Origin of the sequence: Metabacillus sediminilitoris (genome assembly GCF_009720625.1) — a bacterium.
Lineage (GTDB): Bacteria > Bacillota > Bacilli > Bacillales > Bacillaceae > Metabacillus > Metabacillus sediminilitoris.
This window is the reverse complement of record NZ_CP046266.1, coordinates 4,014,302-4,033,179: the sequence shown is the minus strand read 5'-3', so window position 1 is coordinate 4,033,179 and position 18,878 is coordinate 4,014,302. Positions and strand designations below refer to the sequence as shown.

Genomic DNA, 18,878 nt, shown 5'->3' with positions numbered 1-18,878 from the left:
TACCTTATTGTTATCTCAAAGGCAATTGAAGTTGAGGAATGATTAATATTTAAGTTAACTGGTTAGTAAAAGATCAATTATTCTTATTAAAGTAAAGAAAAGTTTGGGGATACGAGGGCCAGAATTCAAATCTATCTAAATTAGGTAGAAATTCAGTTGGGATATATGTAATCCATTTATTTTTTATTAATTTAGTTACAAATCTTTTTACTCTTTTTAATTTTGAGTATATCTCAAAAACTTTAATTTGGAATATTCTTTATACACCGTTAATAATTTTCGTTTCGTGTTTGTCTTATTGTTTAATTCAATTAATTAAAAGTAAAGCTTTTCTAAAAAGAAGTCAAATGATTTACTTCATTTTGAGAAACACACAATTTAATAAAAAGAGAAAGGAGAAAATCTTTTTTTTGAGTTAAATAAAAACTCTCTTGAGCTGTCATGCCAAAACCAAATTCACTCAAACATTTTTTTGTACAGGGTAGAACCACAAAAAAAGACCGCACATTACATTCTGTTTGTGTCACTACTATTTGATCAGGGAGATTTTATTTTTTTACATGGACTAATAGTTAACTATATTCAATAAAGCAATTACCTCTCTGATCCTTTTAGAAAAGAAAAAGGATGAGTGATTATTTCTCATCCTGATTGGAACCTGAAAAACTAAATGATTTAGTTACAATTTTTTAATTGTAACTAATAAAGTGGTGTTTTTTGAATGTTTAATGTTGATTGAATTATTATTTATTATAGAAATATTAGGTTGTATAATCTGGAATGTATCAGATATACATAATACATAAGGTTCCAGTGTGTTTAAGTTATGATCAACTGTAGTTGTGTATATATCTCCCTCTAATTCTAAAGTCACGTTAGCTTTGAAGGTGTTATCAGTATCATAGCCAACATAGATTGCTGGATCTTCGTTCGGTAAAATAATGTTATTAAACATATTATCTGTTGATATAAACTTAATCATAGGAATTGCATTATCATAATAAGTTAGATTTAATGGAGTACCGCCAGAGTATTTAAACTTACATTCTTTTAAAAATAAAGTAAAGGTATCTGTTACTGATTTGTCATGGTCAATTAGATAAGAGAAATTAGGGTTTGTAATTTCAATATTGCAACGGATCAATTTAATGAGACCATTAGGTTGGTTAAAGTCTGTTGAAAATAGATTTTTCGATGTATTCGCTATTAACTTACAATCTTCTATTATTGTTATTGCAGAAAAACCTGCTGTATTAATATTCCCAACCTTAATTACTGAGTCTTTAAATTCAGATTTAGTCACCCTAACTTCACGGTCTTTTGTACCAGAAATATGATTGTTAAGAATGCTGTTAGTATATTCACAATTATCAATTATAACACTTTCACTCATAGTTACTTGATTCTTTGTTTGAATATTTATCTTTATATTGTTAAAGACGCATCCATTTTGTTTATATACCCGAAAAATAACATCTATTAATGTTCTTGATTCAAAATAACAATTTTCTATATTATTGACAATAATAATTGGAGACCCTAAAACGTTAATAAATTTGATATGATTATTCTTAAATAAATTGTCTAAATTGTTACTTCCCATATTAATATACATAACATCAACAAAGATATTGTTAGAAATGTTTAATGTATATAAATCGTTAGTATTAATATTCATTCTACCACCATAAATACTATTCTCACAAAAATTAACATATGCATTTTCGAAGTTAGAATTCATTAATCCAAAAGGATTTGTACAGTTATATATTACATTTCCTCTAATATTTGCATACATTAAGCTATACAAATTAATTCCTATAGAATCTATATTATATATATGGTTATTCTCGATTTGTATTGAATAACATCCAGCTAATATTCCATGATTACTGCCATAAATTACATTATTTCTAATTACACAGTTATCACCATAAGAATCTTCTTGATTAACAGCGTATCTTGTAGAAGAATTAAAAACTGGTTTGCTATCTAAAAAACTATTCGTTCCTTTACCATTATCTCTTATTACATTATGTTGAATAATATTATAACTTCCCCCAAGAGTAATACCTCCTCGATGACCATTAAAGACTTCGTTATATTCAACTATATTATGGTGAGGAATTAATCCGAAATGTAATGTGATATTAGGGTTTTTAGACGGGTTTGTCTCATTTGCAAAGAGCATTCTTATTTTTGATGCAGCTTTAGGAATGGAAATTGAAGTATAAATTTTTCTTTTTTTGAGAACGCCTATAAAAGTATTATCTTCCTTGTAAAAAAACACATCAACTTCTTTATTATTTAAGGCCGTAAGCCTTGTATATCCAGCTCCTGCTATTAGAAAGGAAGAAAATACTGAATCAGTAGGAATATTAATATAATTTGTAGTCAATGTATTAGATGAAGGTATACTTTGACCTGTTGTATAATCTATAGCATTTAATGTAAGACCCGTATTAAATACTGCTACTGGCCTTACTGACGAGCTAGAAAAAGTGATATTATCGCCCATATAATCTCTAACAACACAATTTTTAATAGAAGAATAACTCGTACTTTTTTGAAAAATAACACCATAGGAGTTTTCTACTTTACTTTCTTCTACAGTATTTGAAAAATTGCGGTCATCTCTACATCCTATGATTGTACCTCCAATCAGGTGTGCATTAGTGACATTTTCAAAGGATATACTATTTCCAACAAACTTGTAGTAATCAGTAGTTATTCGAGTATCAAACGGAGATTTCCGATTGGAATCATAAATGACTTTTAAAGTTGAACCATTTAAATCAAAGGTGATATTGCTAACTATTTTAATTTCTCTTGGATAGCATAGTGCATACTGACCTCTTGGTAAAATCACATGTTTAAAGCCATTTGCACTCGCGTATTGTATTGCATTATTGATTCCTTGAATATTCGCATCTGCTCTTATATAATCGGTATCTGTATAAGGTTTACTAGGTAAACCTTGCTTAATATTCCACCTATCCAGTTCAATAATATACAACTTTTATCACATCCTTTATTTGATGTCTTAAAATGTCCTTCGAGTGTATTTTAGTTAGGAGAAAAAACAATGTATTTGAATCTATAGATTTGTGATTTTTTGTAGAACATTTCTATATCATATGTATTAATATTTTTCTTTGATTGGACAACAAATAGGTCAAACATTGTAATAGTTTCTAAAAATAATTGTTTCTATTTTTATTTCAGAGACGAATATCAAGTTGATCTGAAATCTGAAAAAGAATTCTATACTTGAGAATTCAATTTCTGGTTGCTGAAAGTTTTAATGAGGTGTAAAATGAAAGTGCGTTCTTTATTGTGAACGAAAAGATAATTTAATCGTAGTAAATTTGAAATTTTAATTTATTTAAAACAAACATCTAATATGTAAAAGGATTAATTGTGCAAGTTTGTTCTATATTAGGAACGTTGTGTATGGAAATTAACTATTGTTTTATCAAATAAACAAACCATATTAGTAAAAAATCTAACTATAGGAGGTTTTAATTGATGCAAATATTGATTACTGGTGGAGCAGGCTATATCGGCTCCCATACATGTGTTGAATTACTAAATGCTGGATATGAAATTGTAGTTCTTGATAACTTATTGAATAGCAAACATGAAGCATTAGAAAGAATCAAAGAAATTACAGGTAAGGATTTTAAATTTCATCAAGCAGATTTATTAGATAAACAAGAGTTAATTAAAATTTTTACAGAAAACAATATTGATGCTGTTATCCATTTCGCCGGATTAAAAGCAGTTGGAGAATCAGTTACCATTCCGCTCCTCTATTATCACAACAACATCACAGGAACACTAAACTTATGCGAAGTAATGGAGCAATTCGGTGTACATAACATGGTCTTTAGTTCATCAGCAACCGTCTATGGTTTGCAAGAACGGGTCCCACTTTCTGAAGAATTACCACTTCAAGCAACTAATCCATATGGAAGAACAAAACTGATGATTGAGGAAATATTAAGAGATGTATATGTTGCTAATAACAAATGGAGCATAGCATTGTTACGTTACTTTAATCCAGTGGGAGCTCATCCAAGTGGACGAATTGGAGAAGACCCTAACGGTATTCCAAATAATCTTATCCCATATATAACTCAAGTAGCTGTAGGGAAATTACCTGAGCTTAAGGTTTTTGGGAATGATTATGCTACACATGATGGAACAGGGGTTAGAGATTATATCCATGTCGCTGATCTTGCAGCTGGCCATTTAAAAGCACTTGAAAAGGTTATGTCATCTTCAGGTGTGAGTGCCTATAATCTTGGAACAGGTTCAGGGTATAGTGTCATGGAAATGATTCATGCTTTTGAAAAGGTGACAGGTAGATCAATCCCTTATCGAATCATTAACCGAAGACCAGGTGATATTGGAGTTAGCTATTCAGATCCTTTAAAAGCTCAAAATGAATTAAATTGGATTGCTCAAAAATCTCTTGAAGAAATGTGCTTGGATTCATGGCGATGGCAATCGAATAATCCAAATGGATACGATGAAGCAAAGAAAGAACTAAAACAACTGAATGTCACATTATAATTAGAAATTAGCATCGTTATTATGATTTTTCACGATTCTCATCTTTCAACATGATTTATCCTTTATCCAAAAATTCAAGACAAAAGTTCTAGTACAATATATACAAAAAAACTTTATTGTTCGTTAAAAAGATGATATGATGTTCTTAATAAAGAAATTAAATTAAGAAACAATATTTTATAAAAAAATTTGCATATTGTGGATCGTAGATAAATATTATTATCAACGGAGAAATCAAAATATGTTGTCCATAAGTTCATTATTAAGAACGAAAATGAAAGTTATTAGTTCTTGGAAAAATATTTTTAAGATTTCGTATGTATGTTTTTATCTGGCTCTCTTAAATATTATTGATGGGATTTTAACTTACATAGGGCTAAATCTACATTTGATTGATGAGGCAAACATGATAATGAAATGGTTATATGATCATAACCCAATTTATTTCTTAATCATTAAAATTATACTCTCTCTTCTATTATATACACTTGTGATTTTGAATAAATTTCCAGATGGTAATTGGTTCTATATGTTGACTCTTTGTGGAGCAATTGCTTATTCAATTATTCTTTTCTTTCATGGGTTATGGCTTTATGTTGCATTTGTTTAGTCAACAGGGGAGGTAGTATTTATTGTATACAAAACAATGCTCTCGATGTATGAGCCAGTCCTACAGTAGTTCTTTTATAGGGCAGTGGCAATGTCCACACTGTGCAAATGAATTAAAAGAAGTTAAAGCAAAAGTAGTTAATCATTCAGTAAATTTATCGTCGATAGATAAGAGGATAACTCAGCAAAGAGGATTGAAGACATATCGACAAATACAGGAAACACTTAATCAAAAGATTAAATAAAAATTGTAAAAGGTTATAAACAATAGAATTAAGGCTTTGTGGTGAAAATTGTTCTTTAATAAGAATATAATATTTATGTAATTAAGCAATTCATTTATTTGTTTATGGGAGAGGGAAATATGAGTGCAGTAGCTGGAATTTATCACTTGAACGAGGAACCAATAGATCTAGAACAAGCCGGAAAAGTAATGAAAGCTTTGCAGAAGTTTCCCGCCGATGATGTTCGAACATGGAATGACGAGAACATTTTTCTCGGCTGCCATTTACAATGGATTACACCAGAATCAGTTGGTGAATTATTACCATATTATGATACTGAAAGAAAAGCAGCGATCACAGCAGATGCAATAATTGACAATCGTGAAGAATTGTTTGAGAGATTACAAGTTCCCTCTTTTAAGAGAAGTTCAATAACTGATAGTGAGTTAATTTTACTTTCTTATTATAAATGGGGAGAGGATTCTCCTAAGTATTTAGTTGGTGATTTCGCTTATATGATTTGGGATGGGAGAAAACGACTACTTTTTGGAGCAAGGGATTTTTCTGGCACTCGCACACTTTATTATTATCAGAATAGAGGGAAATTCGCCTTTTGTACAGTAATCGCTCCTCTATTGTCTTTACCTTATCTTCATAAGCAATTAAATGAACAATGGCTTGCTGAATACTTAGTAATATCAGGAACGATTGATGCAGTCGATTCTAATATCACTCCCTATAAAAATATAGAGCAATTACCACCAGCTCATAGTATTACTGTGAGCGAAAATAAAATATCGCTATCAAGATATTGTACTATTACTCCAGGAGAAAAGTTGAAACTAACGTCAGATAATGAGTACGTAGAAGCATTCCACGAGGTTTTCCAAAAAGCAGTAAATTCAAGATTACGTACTCATCTTAATGTTGGTGCTCAATTAAGCGGAGGTTTGGATTCAGGTGCAGTTGTCAGCTTTGCTAGAAAAGCTATGAAATCAGAAAATAAGATTATACATACTTTTAGTTATATTCCCGCTAAGGGTTTTAAAGATTTTACGCCAAAGCAATTAGTTCCGGATGAAAGGCCTTTTGTTCACTCAACTGTTAAATATGTAGGGGGAATTAATGATCACTACTTAGATTTTGGAGATCGAAACTCTTATTCGGAAATAGACAGTTTGTTAGAAGTATTAGAAATGCCTTACAAGTATTTTGAGAACTCATTCTGGCTAAAAGGCATGTTTGAGGAAGCTAAAGAAAAAGATGTTGGAGTACTGCTCAATGGTGATAGAGGGAACTTTACTATATCTTGGGGATCCGCTCTAAACTATTATGCAATTCTTTTAAAAAAATTTAAATGGTTTCGCCTTTTTCAGGAACTAGATTTATATAGTGAAAAAATTGGTGGTGCCAGACTAGGTTTGATACCCGTCATAGCAAGAGTCGGATTTCCAATTATTGATAAAATTATTCCTCAAGGTAAGCCTTATAGGCTTCCAACTATTATAAATCCAGAATTTGCGGAGAAATCTGGAGTATATAAAAAACTGAAAAAGTTTGGTATTCAAGAAAATGGTTGGTATCCAAAGTCAAATTTATATAATGAAAGAAAAAGACATTTTGAAGATATCTTTCAATGGAACGCGAGTAATACTCTTGCTGCGAAGCTATCGTTACATTATTCCATTAGTAAACGAGATCCAACTAATGATATTCGGGTCATTCGTTATTGTTTATCATTACCTGAAGACCAATATGTAAAAAATGGATTAGATCGAGCACTTATTCGAAGGGCAACAGAAAACCTTTTACCAGATAATGTTAGATTAAACCAGCGTGCTAGAGGTGTTCAAGGTGTTGATTGGATTTATCGAATGATACCTTATTGGGATACATTTCTAGATGAACTACAACAGCTAATTAACGATAAAAGAGTTTTAGAATTTATTGATGGTGATGTAATTAAAACGGCTCTAACAAAGACAAAAGAAGGAGCGAGTATAGAATATGCGACTAATCCAGACTATAAAATTTTGATGCGTTGTTTAATTGTTTATCGGTTTCTTAAAAAATTTGCTTGAAAGGAGGTGAGAACATGAGAAAAGAATGGAAAAAACCTGTATTAGAAGTGCTTGATGTAAATATGACAATGCTAGGAGAAGATGGCGACTATACTGATGCTGCTTTCCCTGAAAACACTCCTAAAAAAGACCTTACTTTTAGTTGATTTTTTAAAAAAGTAAAATTAGATTTATTTTAAATGTATTAACTTTTAGATCTACTAGGAATTCATACATATGATACCTTGTAGGAAACTAGTAAAAAAGGGTTTACTTGTATCAAGGCTCCTATACATAAGAAGAGTATAGGGGCTTTTAAGATACTATTTTTGAATTGATAAAAATCGAAGGTGTAAATAGACATTAAAATAAGAATAAATAGATTTAAGGAAAAATGTAGCGGAGGAAATATGGATAAGACTGCAAAAGGAATCACCTATAAAGCTTTTGGATTGAGTATATATAGTTATTTTCATCTGCCGGAATTAAATCAAGTAACTATTCAGGACGATGAAGTGGATATTGTTATCGAAAATGATGACTTATCCAAGTTATGGTTGGAACAGGTAAAAGAAAATGAATATTTCTTCGTAAAGAAAAATTTTATACTTTTTCGAGTACCTGATGTTGCGATTTTTCTTGTAAAGAATGGGAAAGAGATTATTGTTTCTCCTATAAGAACAATCGATGAACAACAAATTAGACTTTATATCCTTGGTACTTGTATGGGGGCTATTTTATTACAAAGAAACATTCTCCCTTTACACGGTAGCGCAATAGCGATTGATGGTAAGGCATATGCAATTGTAGGGGATTCGGGTGCGGGTAAATCAACACTTGCTTCTGCATTGTTAGATAAAGGGTATAAACTCATTAGTGATGATGTCATTCCAATCTCTTTTTTAGGAAATCATATTCCTGTCGTAACACCAACATATCCACAACAAAAACTTTGGTTAGAAAGCTTGAATCAATTTGGAATGGAATCAAAAGAATTCCAACCAATTGTTTTAAGAGATACCAAATTTGCAATTCCAGTTGCACACCAATTTGCTTCCAATCAGCTACCACTAGCAGGAATATTTGAATTAGTTAAAAACGAGCATGATGAGATTGCCATACAATCTATTGAAAAACTTCAGAGATTGCATACATTATTTAAACATACATATCGTAATTCCTTTATTATACGTTCTGGTTTAATGCAGTGGCATTTTCATACCACTACAAATATAGTTAACAAAATATCATTTTATCAATTATGTCGTCCAACAGTTCGTTTTACAGCACATGAATTATCAGATTTGATCTTATCAACTATCAAAGGGGAGGAAAAAGTTATATGATAAAAATTCAAAGTCTATCAATTTCAAACTTTATTTGTCAGGTAGAGGGGAACATTGTCAGTGATATGGACGATGAAAAAGTCATTTTAAGCATTCAAAATGGTAAGTATTATAATTTAGGTGATCTTGGCGGCAAGATATGGGAACTAATAAAATCACCCATTTCAATTGAACAATTAGTTAAAGGGTTGATGGCTCATTATGAAGTAGAAGAAAGTGAGTGTTCGGAACAGGTATTGAATTTTTTAAAGTCATTATACGACGAAGGTTTAATTCAAGTGGAAAAAACATCTTAATTCTTATTACATTATTTGGAGAGGATATTGAGGCATTGAGAAAAGTATGGATTTTTTTATCGATGGATTGGAAAACAAAAAAATTATTAATAGAATCTTTTTTCTATTTAGGATGGGCTCGATATTTGAAAAGTATTCCCTTTTCAAAGATGGCACCAACATTAGGTAATCAAATGGAAGAAACAACTTTCAATCCTACGCCCTCGTATAATAAGACTTTATCTAGTATCTCTAGGGCCATTAATTTAATGAGTCGTTACACATTCTGGGAAAGTCAATGTCTTGTAAAAGCTATAGCAGCTATGAAAATGCTAGAAAAGCGTAATATTGAGAGTACACTTTATTTAGGTACTGCTCGAGATGAGAAAGGGGAACTAGTTGCTCATGCATGGTTACGAAGTGGTCCTCATTATATCACTGGTTTTGAAGTGATGGAAAGATTTACAGTTGTTGGTAAGTTTGCAAAAAGGATTGGAAAATAAGTTATTGAACTAAATATACAAGCCTTTGTTTCAAGATCACTTACATGATTAATTACTTGAATCAATAATAGAGAATGTTTTTACATTTCATTGGAGACATATTACCCTAGGGGGACCCATTTGTGAAAGAGATGTTTTATTTTCTTAAAATGATACATTCCTACTCTGGAAGTATTCTTTACTTTAATCTTGTAACAATGGTACTTATTAGTTTGCTAGAAGGAGTAGGTATTTTATTATTAATTCCAATGCTTAGCATGAGTGGAATTCTAGTAATGGATGCTGAGGGAATACCCTTTATTCATTTATTTACTTTCTTACAAGATATACCAAGTTCATTTAGCTTGCCACTTATTTTAGGCATTTATGTCATTATTGTCGTTGGTCAAAATTTACTCCAAAGCCATATTACCATTCAAAATTCTATCATTCAGAATGGATTTTTACGATATTTACGGTTAGAAACCTATCATTCATTAATACATGCAAATTGGAATTTTTTTATTAATAATAGAAAATCTGATCTCATTAATATATTAACGACAGAAATTACTCGAACAAGTGCTGGTACACAGTCATTTTTACAGTTTATATCTTCTCTTATTTTTACATTTATTCAGATTGCTCTTGCATTTTGGCTTTCACCAAATATAACGATCTTTGTTTTAATAAGTGGTTTAGCGTTAATCTATTTTAATCGGAAATTTCTAAAAAAATCATTAGCACTTGGAAATAGAAATTTCCATTTAGGAAAGAACTATCTAGCAGGTATTACTGATCAAATCAATGGTATAAAAGATATTAAAAGTAATACATTGGAAAAATCTAGACTAGATTGGTATCGATCCATAACGAAAAGCATGCAGGAAGAGCAAGTTGAATATACAAAATTAAAAACAAAGTCACAATTTTATTATAAAGTCGCATCTGGTTTATTAGTTGCAATATTTATATTTATTGCAATAAACATGTTCGAAGCTCAAGCTAGTCAATTGATGTTAATAATAGTCATTTTTTCGAGATTATGGCCGAGAGTTGCAGGTATTCAAGGGTCGATGGAACAAATTGCAACGATTCTTCCTGCCTTTAAGGCAGTTAAAGAATTACAAAATGAAAGTATAATGGCTAGGGAGTTTCTTTCTGAGGTGGGGGATGATGAAAATACAATTCCCCTTCAAGTTAATGATGAAATTGAATGTCGTAATGTTTACTTTCGATATAATCCAAGTGATTCTTCAACATATGCATTAAAAGATATTAATGTTTCATTTCCAGCTTATCAAATGACAGCAGTTGTTGGTCGTTCAGGGGCTGGCAAAAGTACTTTGATTGATTTGTTAATGGGTCTCAATCAACCGGAAAAAGGCATAGTATTGATTGATGGAGAATCTTTTACAAGTAACAAACTATTGTCATTGAGACGTGCTATAAGTTATGTGCCCCAGGAACCCTTTTTGTTTAATTCTAGTATTAGAGAAAACTTAATGTTAGTTGAACCAAATGCGACTGATCAGCAAATTTGGGAAGCGCTGCAATTTTCTTCTGCTTCTGAATTTGTTGAGAAGCTTCCTCAGGGACTTGATACATTAATCGGTGACCGTGGAATCCGACTTTCTGGTGGAGAGCGTCAAAGATTAGTTCTAGCTAGAGCTATTTTAAGGAATCCTTCTATCCTAGTTCTAGACGAAGCGACAAGTGCTTTAGACTCTGAGAACGAAAAAAAATTCCAACAAGCATTAGAGCAATTAAAAGGGAAGATGACAATTATCGTTATAGCTCACCGTCTTTCAACAATCCGAAATGCAGACCAAGTAATTGTGCTTAATCAAGGAGAAGTAATCCAAAAGGGCGGGTTTAATCAATTGGCAAAAGAGAAGAAGAGTATGTTCGGTCATCTCTTAAATAATCAGTTAGAAGTAATTGAAAAATAAATTTCTTTTGGTCATTTTTCTTCAAACACTCACTTATTATTTGTGGGTGTTTTCACACTAATCTGATAATAAAAAATTGGAGAGAGGCCAATGAGAAAAGGATGGCATAAATTTACGTTCGGTCTTTTTTTATTACTGTTCGTTTTAATCATTTATACGATTTGGGACAATAACCGAGTAAAAGTAGTAAATCAGGACATTGTAATCGACAATTTACCAGATGAGCTAGAAGGTTTTAAAGTATTACAAGTAACCGATTTACATGAAAAAAAATTTGGTGCAAATCAAGAAAGATTAATCGAATTAATTAATTCGATAGATTATGATGCTATTATTTTTACAGGTGATATGCTTATAAGTGAAAACAGCAAAAACTATGAGCCATTTTATACATTGTTAGAGGGTATTAATAATAAAGAACATGCATTATTTGTACCTGGTAATACAGACCCTAGCAGTTATGAAGTTTTCCAAGAAAATAAATTAAGTAAAGTTGAATTTATGGAGGGAATGGAAAAAAGAGGTGTGAAGCTGCTTGAATCTGAATATACAGTTGAAAAAAGGGATGCTTCCCTATATTTTGTGGATTTTGAATTATCTATTTTGAATCAAAAAAAGAAAGTTGTCATTCCAGAAGGGGCAAATTCAAAAGAATGGTTATTAATGAAGCATCGTAATCAGTTATTGGATGATCTGTCAAATTTATATAGAGCTATTAAACCTGATGATGTATTAATTGCGTTAAACCACTATCCAATTGTGGATTCTAGAATTGATCAAATAAGAGATGATCCGAATCAGGTTTTTAGAGAGTTTGATTTAATTTTGGCAGGACATTATCACGGTGGACAAATTAGACTTCCGTTTGTAGGTGCTTTGTTTGTTCCAGAACCTTACTACAAGCGGAGTGGGTTGTTCCCACCACAAGATAGAGTAAAAGGATTATGGGAGTATAAACAAACGAAACAATATGTAAGTACTGGTTTAGGCAGTAGTCAAACAATTTCATTTTTGAAGTTTCGCTTGTTTAACACCCCTGAAATAAATGTACTGAGTTTGAAGAGGAATAGATAATATTCTTGCTAGATAAAAAAGTTAAAAGAATTAATTTAATGGAGCTAGTTTTAATATTGTGGCTTAGTGCGATAATTTGTAAAAATCTTAAAATGTCTAATATTATTAAAAATAAGTAAGATCGAGATGAAATAAGAAAATGTTCTTAAAAAAAAACAGAATTTTAACTTATATAGAATATTTTGAACAAAAATAACTTTTAAAATAAAATCGTAAACTATGTCATATTCTCTTAGTAAATAAATAACTAGTCACTGAATATAACAAAGAGATAAATTATTTTCATAGATGGAGGTATTTTTTTGAGTAATCGTTATGAAGAACTGGATTCATTAAGAGGTTTGGCAGCTTTATCTGTTTTTTTTAGCCATATATATTTAATTTTTAATGAGACACTTTTATCGAAATTACTTTTTGAATATGGATTATTACGTGGTATGGTAGCTGGAAGTGAGGCGGTTACTTTATTCTTTGTATTAAGTGGATTTGTCTTATCTATACCTTTTTACTCTAATAAAGATTTTAATTATGGAGAATTTGCTGTAAAACGTTTTTGTAGAATATACATACCTTATATAGTTGCAATAGTTATTACATTTATTTTTAGAGAAATATTTTATACTGGTAAAATACACGGGTTAACGGATTGGTTTAATGTAAACTGGTCAGTTTCATTAAATGCTAATGCAATAATAGATCATTTATTATTACTAGGTACCTTTACAAGTAATCTTAATAATGTTGTTTGGTCATTGGTACATGAAATGAGGATCTCTCTTATGTTTCCGTTTATTATGTTTTTATTAATCAAATTAAATATGAAACAAGGAATTGGACTTGCATTTACATTGTCAGTTATGAGTATTCTTTTTTCACTTACTGCAGATAATCCATTTCTAGGGACTGAATTGTATTACTCTGTTCATTTAACATCCTTGTTTATTGTTGGAGCATTACTTGCTAAATTTAGGTATGATATTATCAATTATCTCTTAAATTTAAAATTTAAAAGTAAAATGTTTATATTCATTCTAGGTTTAATCTTGTACCTATATGCCCACCCATCGTTTGTATTAAATATATTAATAAGAGATTTTAATCCATTCTATAGAGCAGTGATTGATACATGGATTACTTCCATTGGGGCTGCTATTCTCATTATATTTGCATTATCGTCTGTAAGATTTTCAAAAATATTAAAAAATAAATTAGTAAATTATTTAGGTAAGATATCATATAGTTTATATCTATATCATCTTGCTGTCTTATTCACATTTATCCATTTATTTTATAATATTATGCCTCTTTGGGTTATTTGTTTAATTTCCATAATTGGAACATTTATTATATCAAGTTGTATGTATCATTTGATTGAAAAACCAGCAATTAAAATAGGTAAGTTATTGACAAAAAACACTAATTCAAAAAATATTGGGAAAAGCAGTAGTGACAGGCCTATTAATATTTCATAAATACATTTTTATAATTGTTCAATAACTCGATGCTTAGTAATTTTCAGTTAATGTGTAATAAAGTTAATTTATGGAAATGTTATTTGGTAGTCCTTTATATTAAATAAAATACTAGGACAATTTAAAAAGGTGCATACTTTTAATAACAATATAGATTAGTGTGTAGAAGTTTCAAGCATTTCTCAAAGAAAATTTAAGTCCACCAATACTCTTGGTTTCTATAGAAACTTTCAAGGGGAAATTGCTAAATCATTGAGCATCTAATTCTGTTAATGGAAATAAATAAAAGGAAGGAAAAACAAAGTTTTCACTTAGTTTTCCCTTCCTTTTTATTTAAGAAATAATAAAGATTTAAATAGACCAAAAAATCTTTTTTTATATAAATTAGCATAACTAATTTTTTCATTTGTTTCTAACTCTTGTGCCAAGTCATACTTTGATGGATGAATCCATTCTTTAAACGCAATTAACCGATGATTAGCTGTATCAAAACTAAAAATAAGATAATCAAAATAATCAAGATAGACTTTTACATTCCTTAAATTCGAATTTCTAATAGCTTCATATTGCCACCAAGGACCAACTTGATTGTTGAATGGAAGTTTTTGAATGGTATTTAATTGTGGAAAAGCTCGATAAACAATAGATAATGTCCGTTTCATTCTTTTAACCATTTTATGTTTTGCTGCATCAATAAAAAGAGAATCATAATCAATCTCTTCACCCAGAAAATAAATAATCTCCGTAATATCCAAGAAGTGTTTCATTGAATCTAAATTATGTCTCCAGGCGTGTATACATATCATGTAAAAAGTGTGATAAGCTGATAGTTCTTTAATATGTTTAAAGTTTTCCAAGGGGATTGCTTGTTCCCAAAATCCCTCAATCTTAAAATTACTTGTGTTCTCCTTTAAAATATTCCAATGAATTTCTACAGTAAGTGGAATTGGGCTGTTTGATACCTCTTTACTTAAACTACAATGAAAATGGTCTGGAGCATTTTTTTCCTCAATTGTGTAACCAATTTCTTTTAATGTCTTTATTACTTTATCGAGATCCTCGGGTTTTATTAGAAGATCAATATCAGATGTTGATCTAGCAGCTAAGTGACCAAAGTATTTTTCAGCAAACAAGACCCCTTTAAGAGGGATGGCTGGTATAGAGAGTTTATCAAATGTATTTAGAATCGTTTCGGTTTGTTTTTTTAAAAAGGTATTTCGTAACAGTACTTTAATAAATGTATTCTTTAGTCGATTTTGAAAAAAGAGAGGAGTAAGCTCAAGACGTCCTTGTTCTTTTAATTTAAAATAAACTTGAGGTGAAATTGAAAAGTATTCAATATCTTTAATTACTTGTTCATAAACTTTAGATTCACTTGGCAATGAAGCTTTTGGATTATATACGGATTGTAAAAACTCAATTAGCATATTTTCTTTCCCCTTCGTAACTAGAAATGACATTTAGTTGTGAAACTTGATTGTGATCCATTAATAACTGAGTTTTCGTTAATTTGCGATAAAGCCCTTCTTCCTCCATAAGCTCTTGATGAGTTCCTTGTTGAACAATTTTCCCTTCATCTATAACAATAATCAAATCAGCATGCTGGATCGTTGATAGACGGTGAGCAATGACGAGTGTTGTTTTATTTTTCATTAATCGATCTAACGCTTCTTTTACCAGTCTTTCAGATTCACTATCTAAAGCAGATGTTGCTTCATCAAGTAAAAGAATTGGTGCATCTTTTAATATTGCCCTGGCAATAGAAAGTCGCTGTTTTTGTCCCCCTGATAGTCGGACGCCACGTTCACCTATTTCGGTGTCATATTGATTTGGCAGGGTCATGATGAATTCATGAATGTTAGCATGAATGGCAGCATTCACCATTTCCGACTCTGTAATATCTGGTCGTGCTAATAATAGGTTTTCTTTAATTGTTCCTCCAAATAGGAAGGTTTCTTGAGTAACAGCTGCAAAGGAACTTCTTAGTACAGAAGGGGAAAGATTATGAATTGGTATGTCATCCATTAAAATCTGACCTGACTGTGGTATATAAAAGCCTTGGATCAAATGAAAAAGAGTTGTTTTTCCTGCTCCACTTGGCCCGACAAAAGCAATGACTTTTCCAGTTGGTATGTCTAAGTTTAATTGATGGAAGATTTGAGTGTCAGATTCATAATAAAAGGTAACGTCTTTAAGTCTAATCGATTTTGAGAAGGTGTTAGTTTTAGTATATATGGGTAAATCTAATGCTTCAGGTTGCTCATCCAACACAATTGAAATTCTTTCAACTGCAGAAGCTGAACTTTGAAAGCTGCCCCATAATCCTGCTAATCCTGTTAGAGGATTTATGAGGTGCTGCATGAGGGTGATAAAGGTTAGTAATGAACCAATTGTAATACTCCCATTTGTTACGAAAAATGCACCTAGACAAAGACTAATGATATAAGAAATAGATGATACGGCGTTACCTGCTACATAAAATGACCCGCGGAGCTTCGCGTTTTTCATTTCTAATCCAAAGAATTCATTGTTTTGTTCAGAGATTTTTTTAGCGAAAATTCTCTCGAGTAAAAAAGAACGAATGACAAATAGACCTTGAAAAGCCTCACTTAAGTTGCTGTTTAGTTCACCAATTTTATTGTAAATGAGTCGGCTGTTGTTGCGAATTAAGATACCAAACATGCCACCTATAACAATTGCAATTGGGAAGAGCAATAAACTAAAGGCAGCTAATTGCCAATGAATATGTAACATATAAAAAAATACAACCATTGAGATTAATGGCAGTTGAATGAGATACATGAGATTACTGCCAATAACTCCGTTAATACAATTGATATCATTTGTAAAATGAGTTAACAGGTCACCTGAGCGAATATTTGATAGTTTCGGTGTTGGTAATAACATAATCCTTTTTAATACATGTTCTTTTAGTTCTCTTTTAATGTTGCTTGTGATATACGATTCTAAATAAATATTAAAATAGGATACGACAAAATCAATGCAGATCAACACAATGGCAACAAATAATAAACTCTTTAATTTGTGAAATTCTCCTTGTACAGCAGTATCTGTGATTGTACCGTAAAACCAGGCAAAACTAATGGTAAGAAAAATTTCGATAAATAAAATAACAAAAAGTCCTAGGTATGCTCTCCAGTTTTTTAAGATATAAGGAAGTAACAAAATAAATGCTTTTTTAATCCCTTCTATATTAAAAAGCTGGATGATTGATAATAATTTCCTTGCGATCATACCGAGATTCCAGAGCCAGTTTTTAGATGTTCTTTACAACTAAGATAAGTTTTCAATAGTTTTGATGTAATTGGAACAGATGTAATGATGTAACTCCATATAATGGCTGAGAAATCATCCATATAAATAAGCTTTTTATTTCGATGTATTTTAACTAATTTTCCAATGATTTGTTCTTGAAAAATAGGTTCATCATGACAAAGATTTGTATCACCTTTTAGTTCAAATGTAAGCTTTCCATTACGATTGTTCACTCGTATGAAGCGATGAGCAATGAGTTGGCCACAGTTAGTATAATAGAGTAAAATATCACCTTTTCTTACATCCTTACTATTAAAGGCTGTAAATCTACATACGTTTCCTTTTTGAATAAAGGGGTACATACTTGTACCGTAAGAGGGAAGATCCATCCAACCATAGTTCTTGATTGTGCGAATTAGAAGTGAAATTGTCTCTTTATTAAACTGCATGCTTCACCAATCCATATTGCATCAGCTCTAGTAAAAAAGCTTCGATGTCATTTTGATGTAATTCATTTTCAAATTCATATTTTTCAGACATATATGTAATTAATGATGTTATTGTTTGTGGTTGTTTAAGCAATGTCCAACAAATACCTCCTAAAACATTAAGCTTTGTAACTGTATATTTATCTGTATTCATGATGATCCACTCATTATCAATCTCAATCGTTTCGTAATTCGTTGTTTGAATATAATATTTCATTAAGAGATCAACTCCCAGAATGCGTCATTTTTTTGGAAATGGAGGTCATAAACAGGGACATTGTCCACTACGCATTTAAGTAATTTAAAAATATTCTTAGTTTCTTCTGGATCGTACGTCCAGTAAAAGACTTTATCTAGCAATAAAAGAAGACTATCTGATTTCGCTACTTCAGTTCGTCTATTAGTAACAGACTGATTTAATAGTTGGATACTGCCTAGTGAATAGGATTCCTTCGCTGATTTTTCATTCATTTCGCTTCTAAAAGGAGAGTCAAATACAATAAGTTCATCACCTGTTATTTTTAAAATCGTAGCTTCATCAGATAATAATGTTCTTGGATAAGAGAGTTGCGCAGCAGTTGATTTACCCGCACCTGATTGACCGGTGAATATATGTGCTTTATTCCTTTCTACGACACAGGATGAATGGATCAGTAAACCCCAATTTATATGTACAATAAAACAGCTGTATAAATTCATAAGTGCGTGCTTTAATGATAAGTCATTATTTACATGAATGATTGCGTGAGAAAATTCTTGATCAACTTCAATTAAGTAATCAGCACGTTCAAAAATAAGTTTATTTTTTTCTTTTGTCGTTTTGACTTCATCATTTAAAAATGGAATACCAAAGCCTGTCATAATATCTATTGTCATATGTATAGCTTGGTGTTCATCATCGACCATATGGATAAAGTTATGACGGAAAAAATCCCGATATAAAAAAGAACGATTTTTAATATGAAAAACATGTTCTCCAATTTTCACGATACTTTCTTTCATATTTATTCTCCTTGGGTACTTGTTGATTTATGGTTGTATA

16 protein-coding genes are annotated in these 18,878 nt (G+C 30.9%); 10 read left to right on the top strand and 6 right to left on the bottom strand.

Going from position 1 to position 18,878, the window contains the following annotated elements:
• Window positions 1–679: 679 nt before the first annotated feature.
• Window positions 680–3,016, bottom strand: coding sequence for a right-handed parallel beta-helix repeat-containing protein (locus GMB29_RS19360; protein WP_227551394.1), 2,337 nt, complete (start codon window positions 3,014–3,016; stop codon window positions 680–682).
• 512 nt (window positions 3,017–3,528) lie between these two features.
• Here GMB29_RS19360 and galE point away from each other — a divergent pair.
• The 10 genes from galE (at window position 3,529) to GMB29_RS19310 (ending at window position 14,072) form a co-directional block, all read left to right on the top strand.
• The gene (gene galE / locus GMB29_RS19355; RefSeq protein ID WP_136353090.1) at window positions 3,529–4,578 is read left to right on the top strand and encodes a UDP-glucose 4-epimerase GalE; all 1,050 of its coding nucleotides are present in this window, start codon (window positions 3,529–3,531) and stop codon (window positions 4,576–4,578) included.
• Window positions 4,579–4,819: 241 nt separating this feature from the next.
• Entirely contained in the window at window positions 4,820–5,188 is a 369-nt protein-coding gene (locus GMB29_RS27495) for a DUF5658 family protein (RefSeq protein ID WP_319941393.1), read from the top strand.
• Between the two features lie 363 nt (window positions 5,189–5,551).
• The gene (locus tag GMB29_RS19345) at window positions 5,552–7,492 is read left to right on the top strand and encodes an asparagine synthase-related protein (RefSeq protein WP_136353086.1); all 1,941 of its coding nucleotides are present in this window, start codon (window positions 5,552–5,554) and stop codon (window positions 7,490–7,492) included.
• A gap of 14 nt (window positions 7,493–7,506) precedes the next feature.
• A complete protein-coding gene (locus GMB29_RS19340; RefSeq protein WP_136353084.1) occupies window positions 7,507–7,638 on the top strand; it encodes a paeninodin family lasso peptide in 132 nt (43 codons plus the stop codon).
• Between the two features lie 243 nt (window positions 7,639–7,881).
• Window positions 7,882–8,817, top strand: a complete 936-nt coding sequence (locus GMB29_RS19335; protein WP_136353081.1) for an aldolase — start codon at window positions 7,882–7,884, stop codon at window positions 8,815–8,817.
• The gene (locus GMB29_RS19330; RefSeq protein WP_136353079.1) at window positions 8,814–9,113 is read left to right on the top strand and encodes a lasso peptide biosynthesis PqqD family chaperone; all 300 of its coding nucleotides are present in this window, start codon (window positions 8,814–8,816) and stop codon (window positions 9,111–9,113) included. Before GMB29_RS19335 ends, GMB29_RS19330 begins: the two co-directional genes overlap by 4 nt.
• Window positions 9,114–9,139: 26 nt before the next feature.
• Entirely contained in the window at window positions 9,140–9,595 is a 456-nt protein-coding gene (locus GMB29_RS19325) for a lasso peptide biosynthesis B2 protein (RefSeq protein WP_168733831.1), read from the top strand.
• Between the two features lie 122 nt (window positions 9,596–9,717).
• Window positions 9,718–11,526, top strand: a complete 1,809-nt coding sequence (locus tag GMB29_RS19320; RefSeq protein ID WP_136353075.1) for an ABC transporter ATP-binding protein — start codon at window positions 9,718–9,720, stop codon at window positions 11,524–11,526.
• A 90-nt stretch (window positions 11,527–11,616) separates the two neighbouring features.
• A complete protein-coding gene (locus GMB29_RS19315) occupies window positions 11,617–12,600 on the top strand; it encodes a metallophosphoesterase (RefSeq protein WP_136353073.1) in 984 nt (327 codons plus the stop codon).
• Between the two features lie 302 nt (window positions 12,601–12,902).
• Window positions 12,903–14,072, top strand: a complete 1,170-nt coding sequence (locus GMB29_RS19310; RefSeq protein WP_168733823.1) for an acyltransferase family protein — start codon at window positions 12,903–12,905, stop codon at window positions 14,070–14,072.
• A 329-nt stretch (window positions 14,073–14,401) separates the two neighbouring features.
• Here the strand turns inward: GMB29_RS19310 and GMB29_RS19305 are convergent, their stop codons facing one another.
• From GMB29_RS19305 to GMB29_RS19285, 5 genes are read right to left on the bottom strand one after another with little or no spacing between them, the layout of a single operon-like run.
• Window positions 14,402–15,499: a nucleotidyltransferase domain-containing protein gene (locus GMB29_RS19305; protein WP_168733822.1), complete on the bottom strand. Its 1,098-nt coding sequence runs from the start codon at window positions 15,497–15,499 to the stop codon at window positions 14,402–14,404.
• The gene (locus GMB29_RS19300) at window positions 15,489–17,327 is read right to left on the bottom strand and encodes an ABC transporter ATP-binding protein (RefSeq protein ID WP_136353067.1); all 1,839 of its coding nucleotides are present in this window, start codon (window positions 17,325–17,327) and stop codon (window positions 15,489–15,491) included. The genes GMB29_RS19305 and GMB29_RS19300 overlap by 11 nt, the downstream gene beginning before the upstream one ends.
• Window positions 17,324–17,797 carry a signal peptidase I gene (locus tag GMB29_RS19295; RefSeq protein ID WP_136353065.1) on the bottom strand — a complete coding sequence of 158 codons (474 nt, stop codon included), beginning with the start codon at window positions 17,795–17,797 and terminating at the stop codon, window positions 17,324–17,326. Before GMB29_RS19295 ends, GMB29_RS19300 begins: the two co-directional genes overlap by 4 nt.
• The gene (locus tag GMB29_RS19290) at window positions 17,787–18,053 is read right to left on the bottom strand and encodes a PqqD family protein (RefSeq protein WP_136353063.1); all 267 of its coding nucleotides are present in this window, start codon (window positions 18,051–18,053) and stop codon (window positions 17,787–17,789) included. The genes GMB29_RS19295 and GMB29_RS19290 overlap by 11 nt, the downstream gene beginning before the upstream one ends.
• The gene (locus GMB29_RS19285) at window positions 18,053–18,838 is read right to left on the bottom strand and encodes a hypothetical protein (protein WP_136353061.1); all 786 of its coding nucleotides are present in this window, start codon (window positions 18,836–18,838) and stop codon (window positions 18,053–18,055) included. The genes GMB29_RS19290 and GMB29_RS19285 overlap by 1 nt, the downstream gene beginning before the upstream one ends.
• Window positions 18,839–18,878 lie beyond the last annotated feature (40 nt).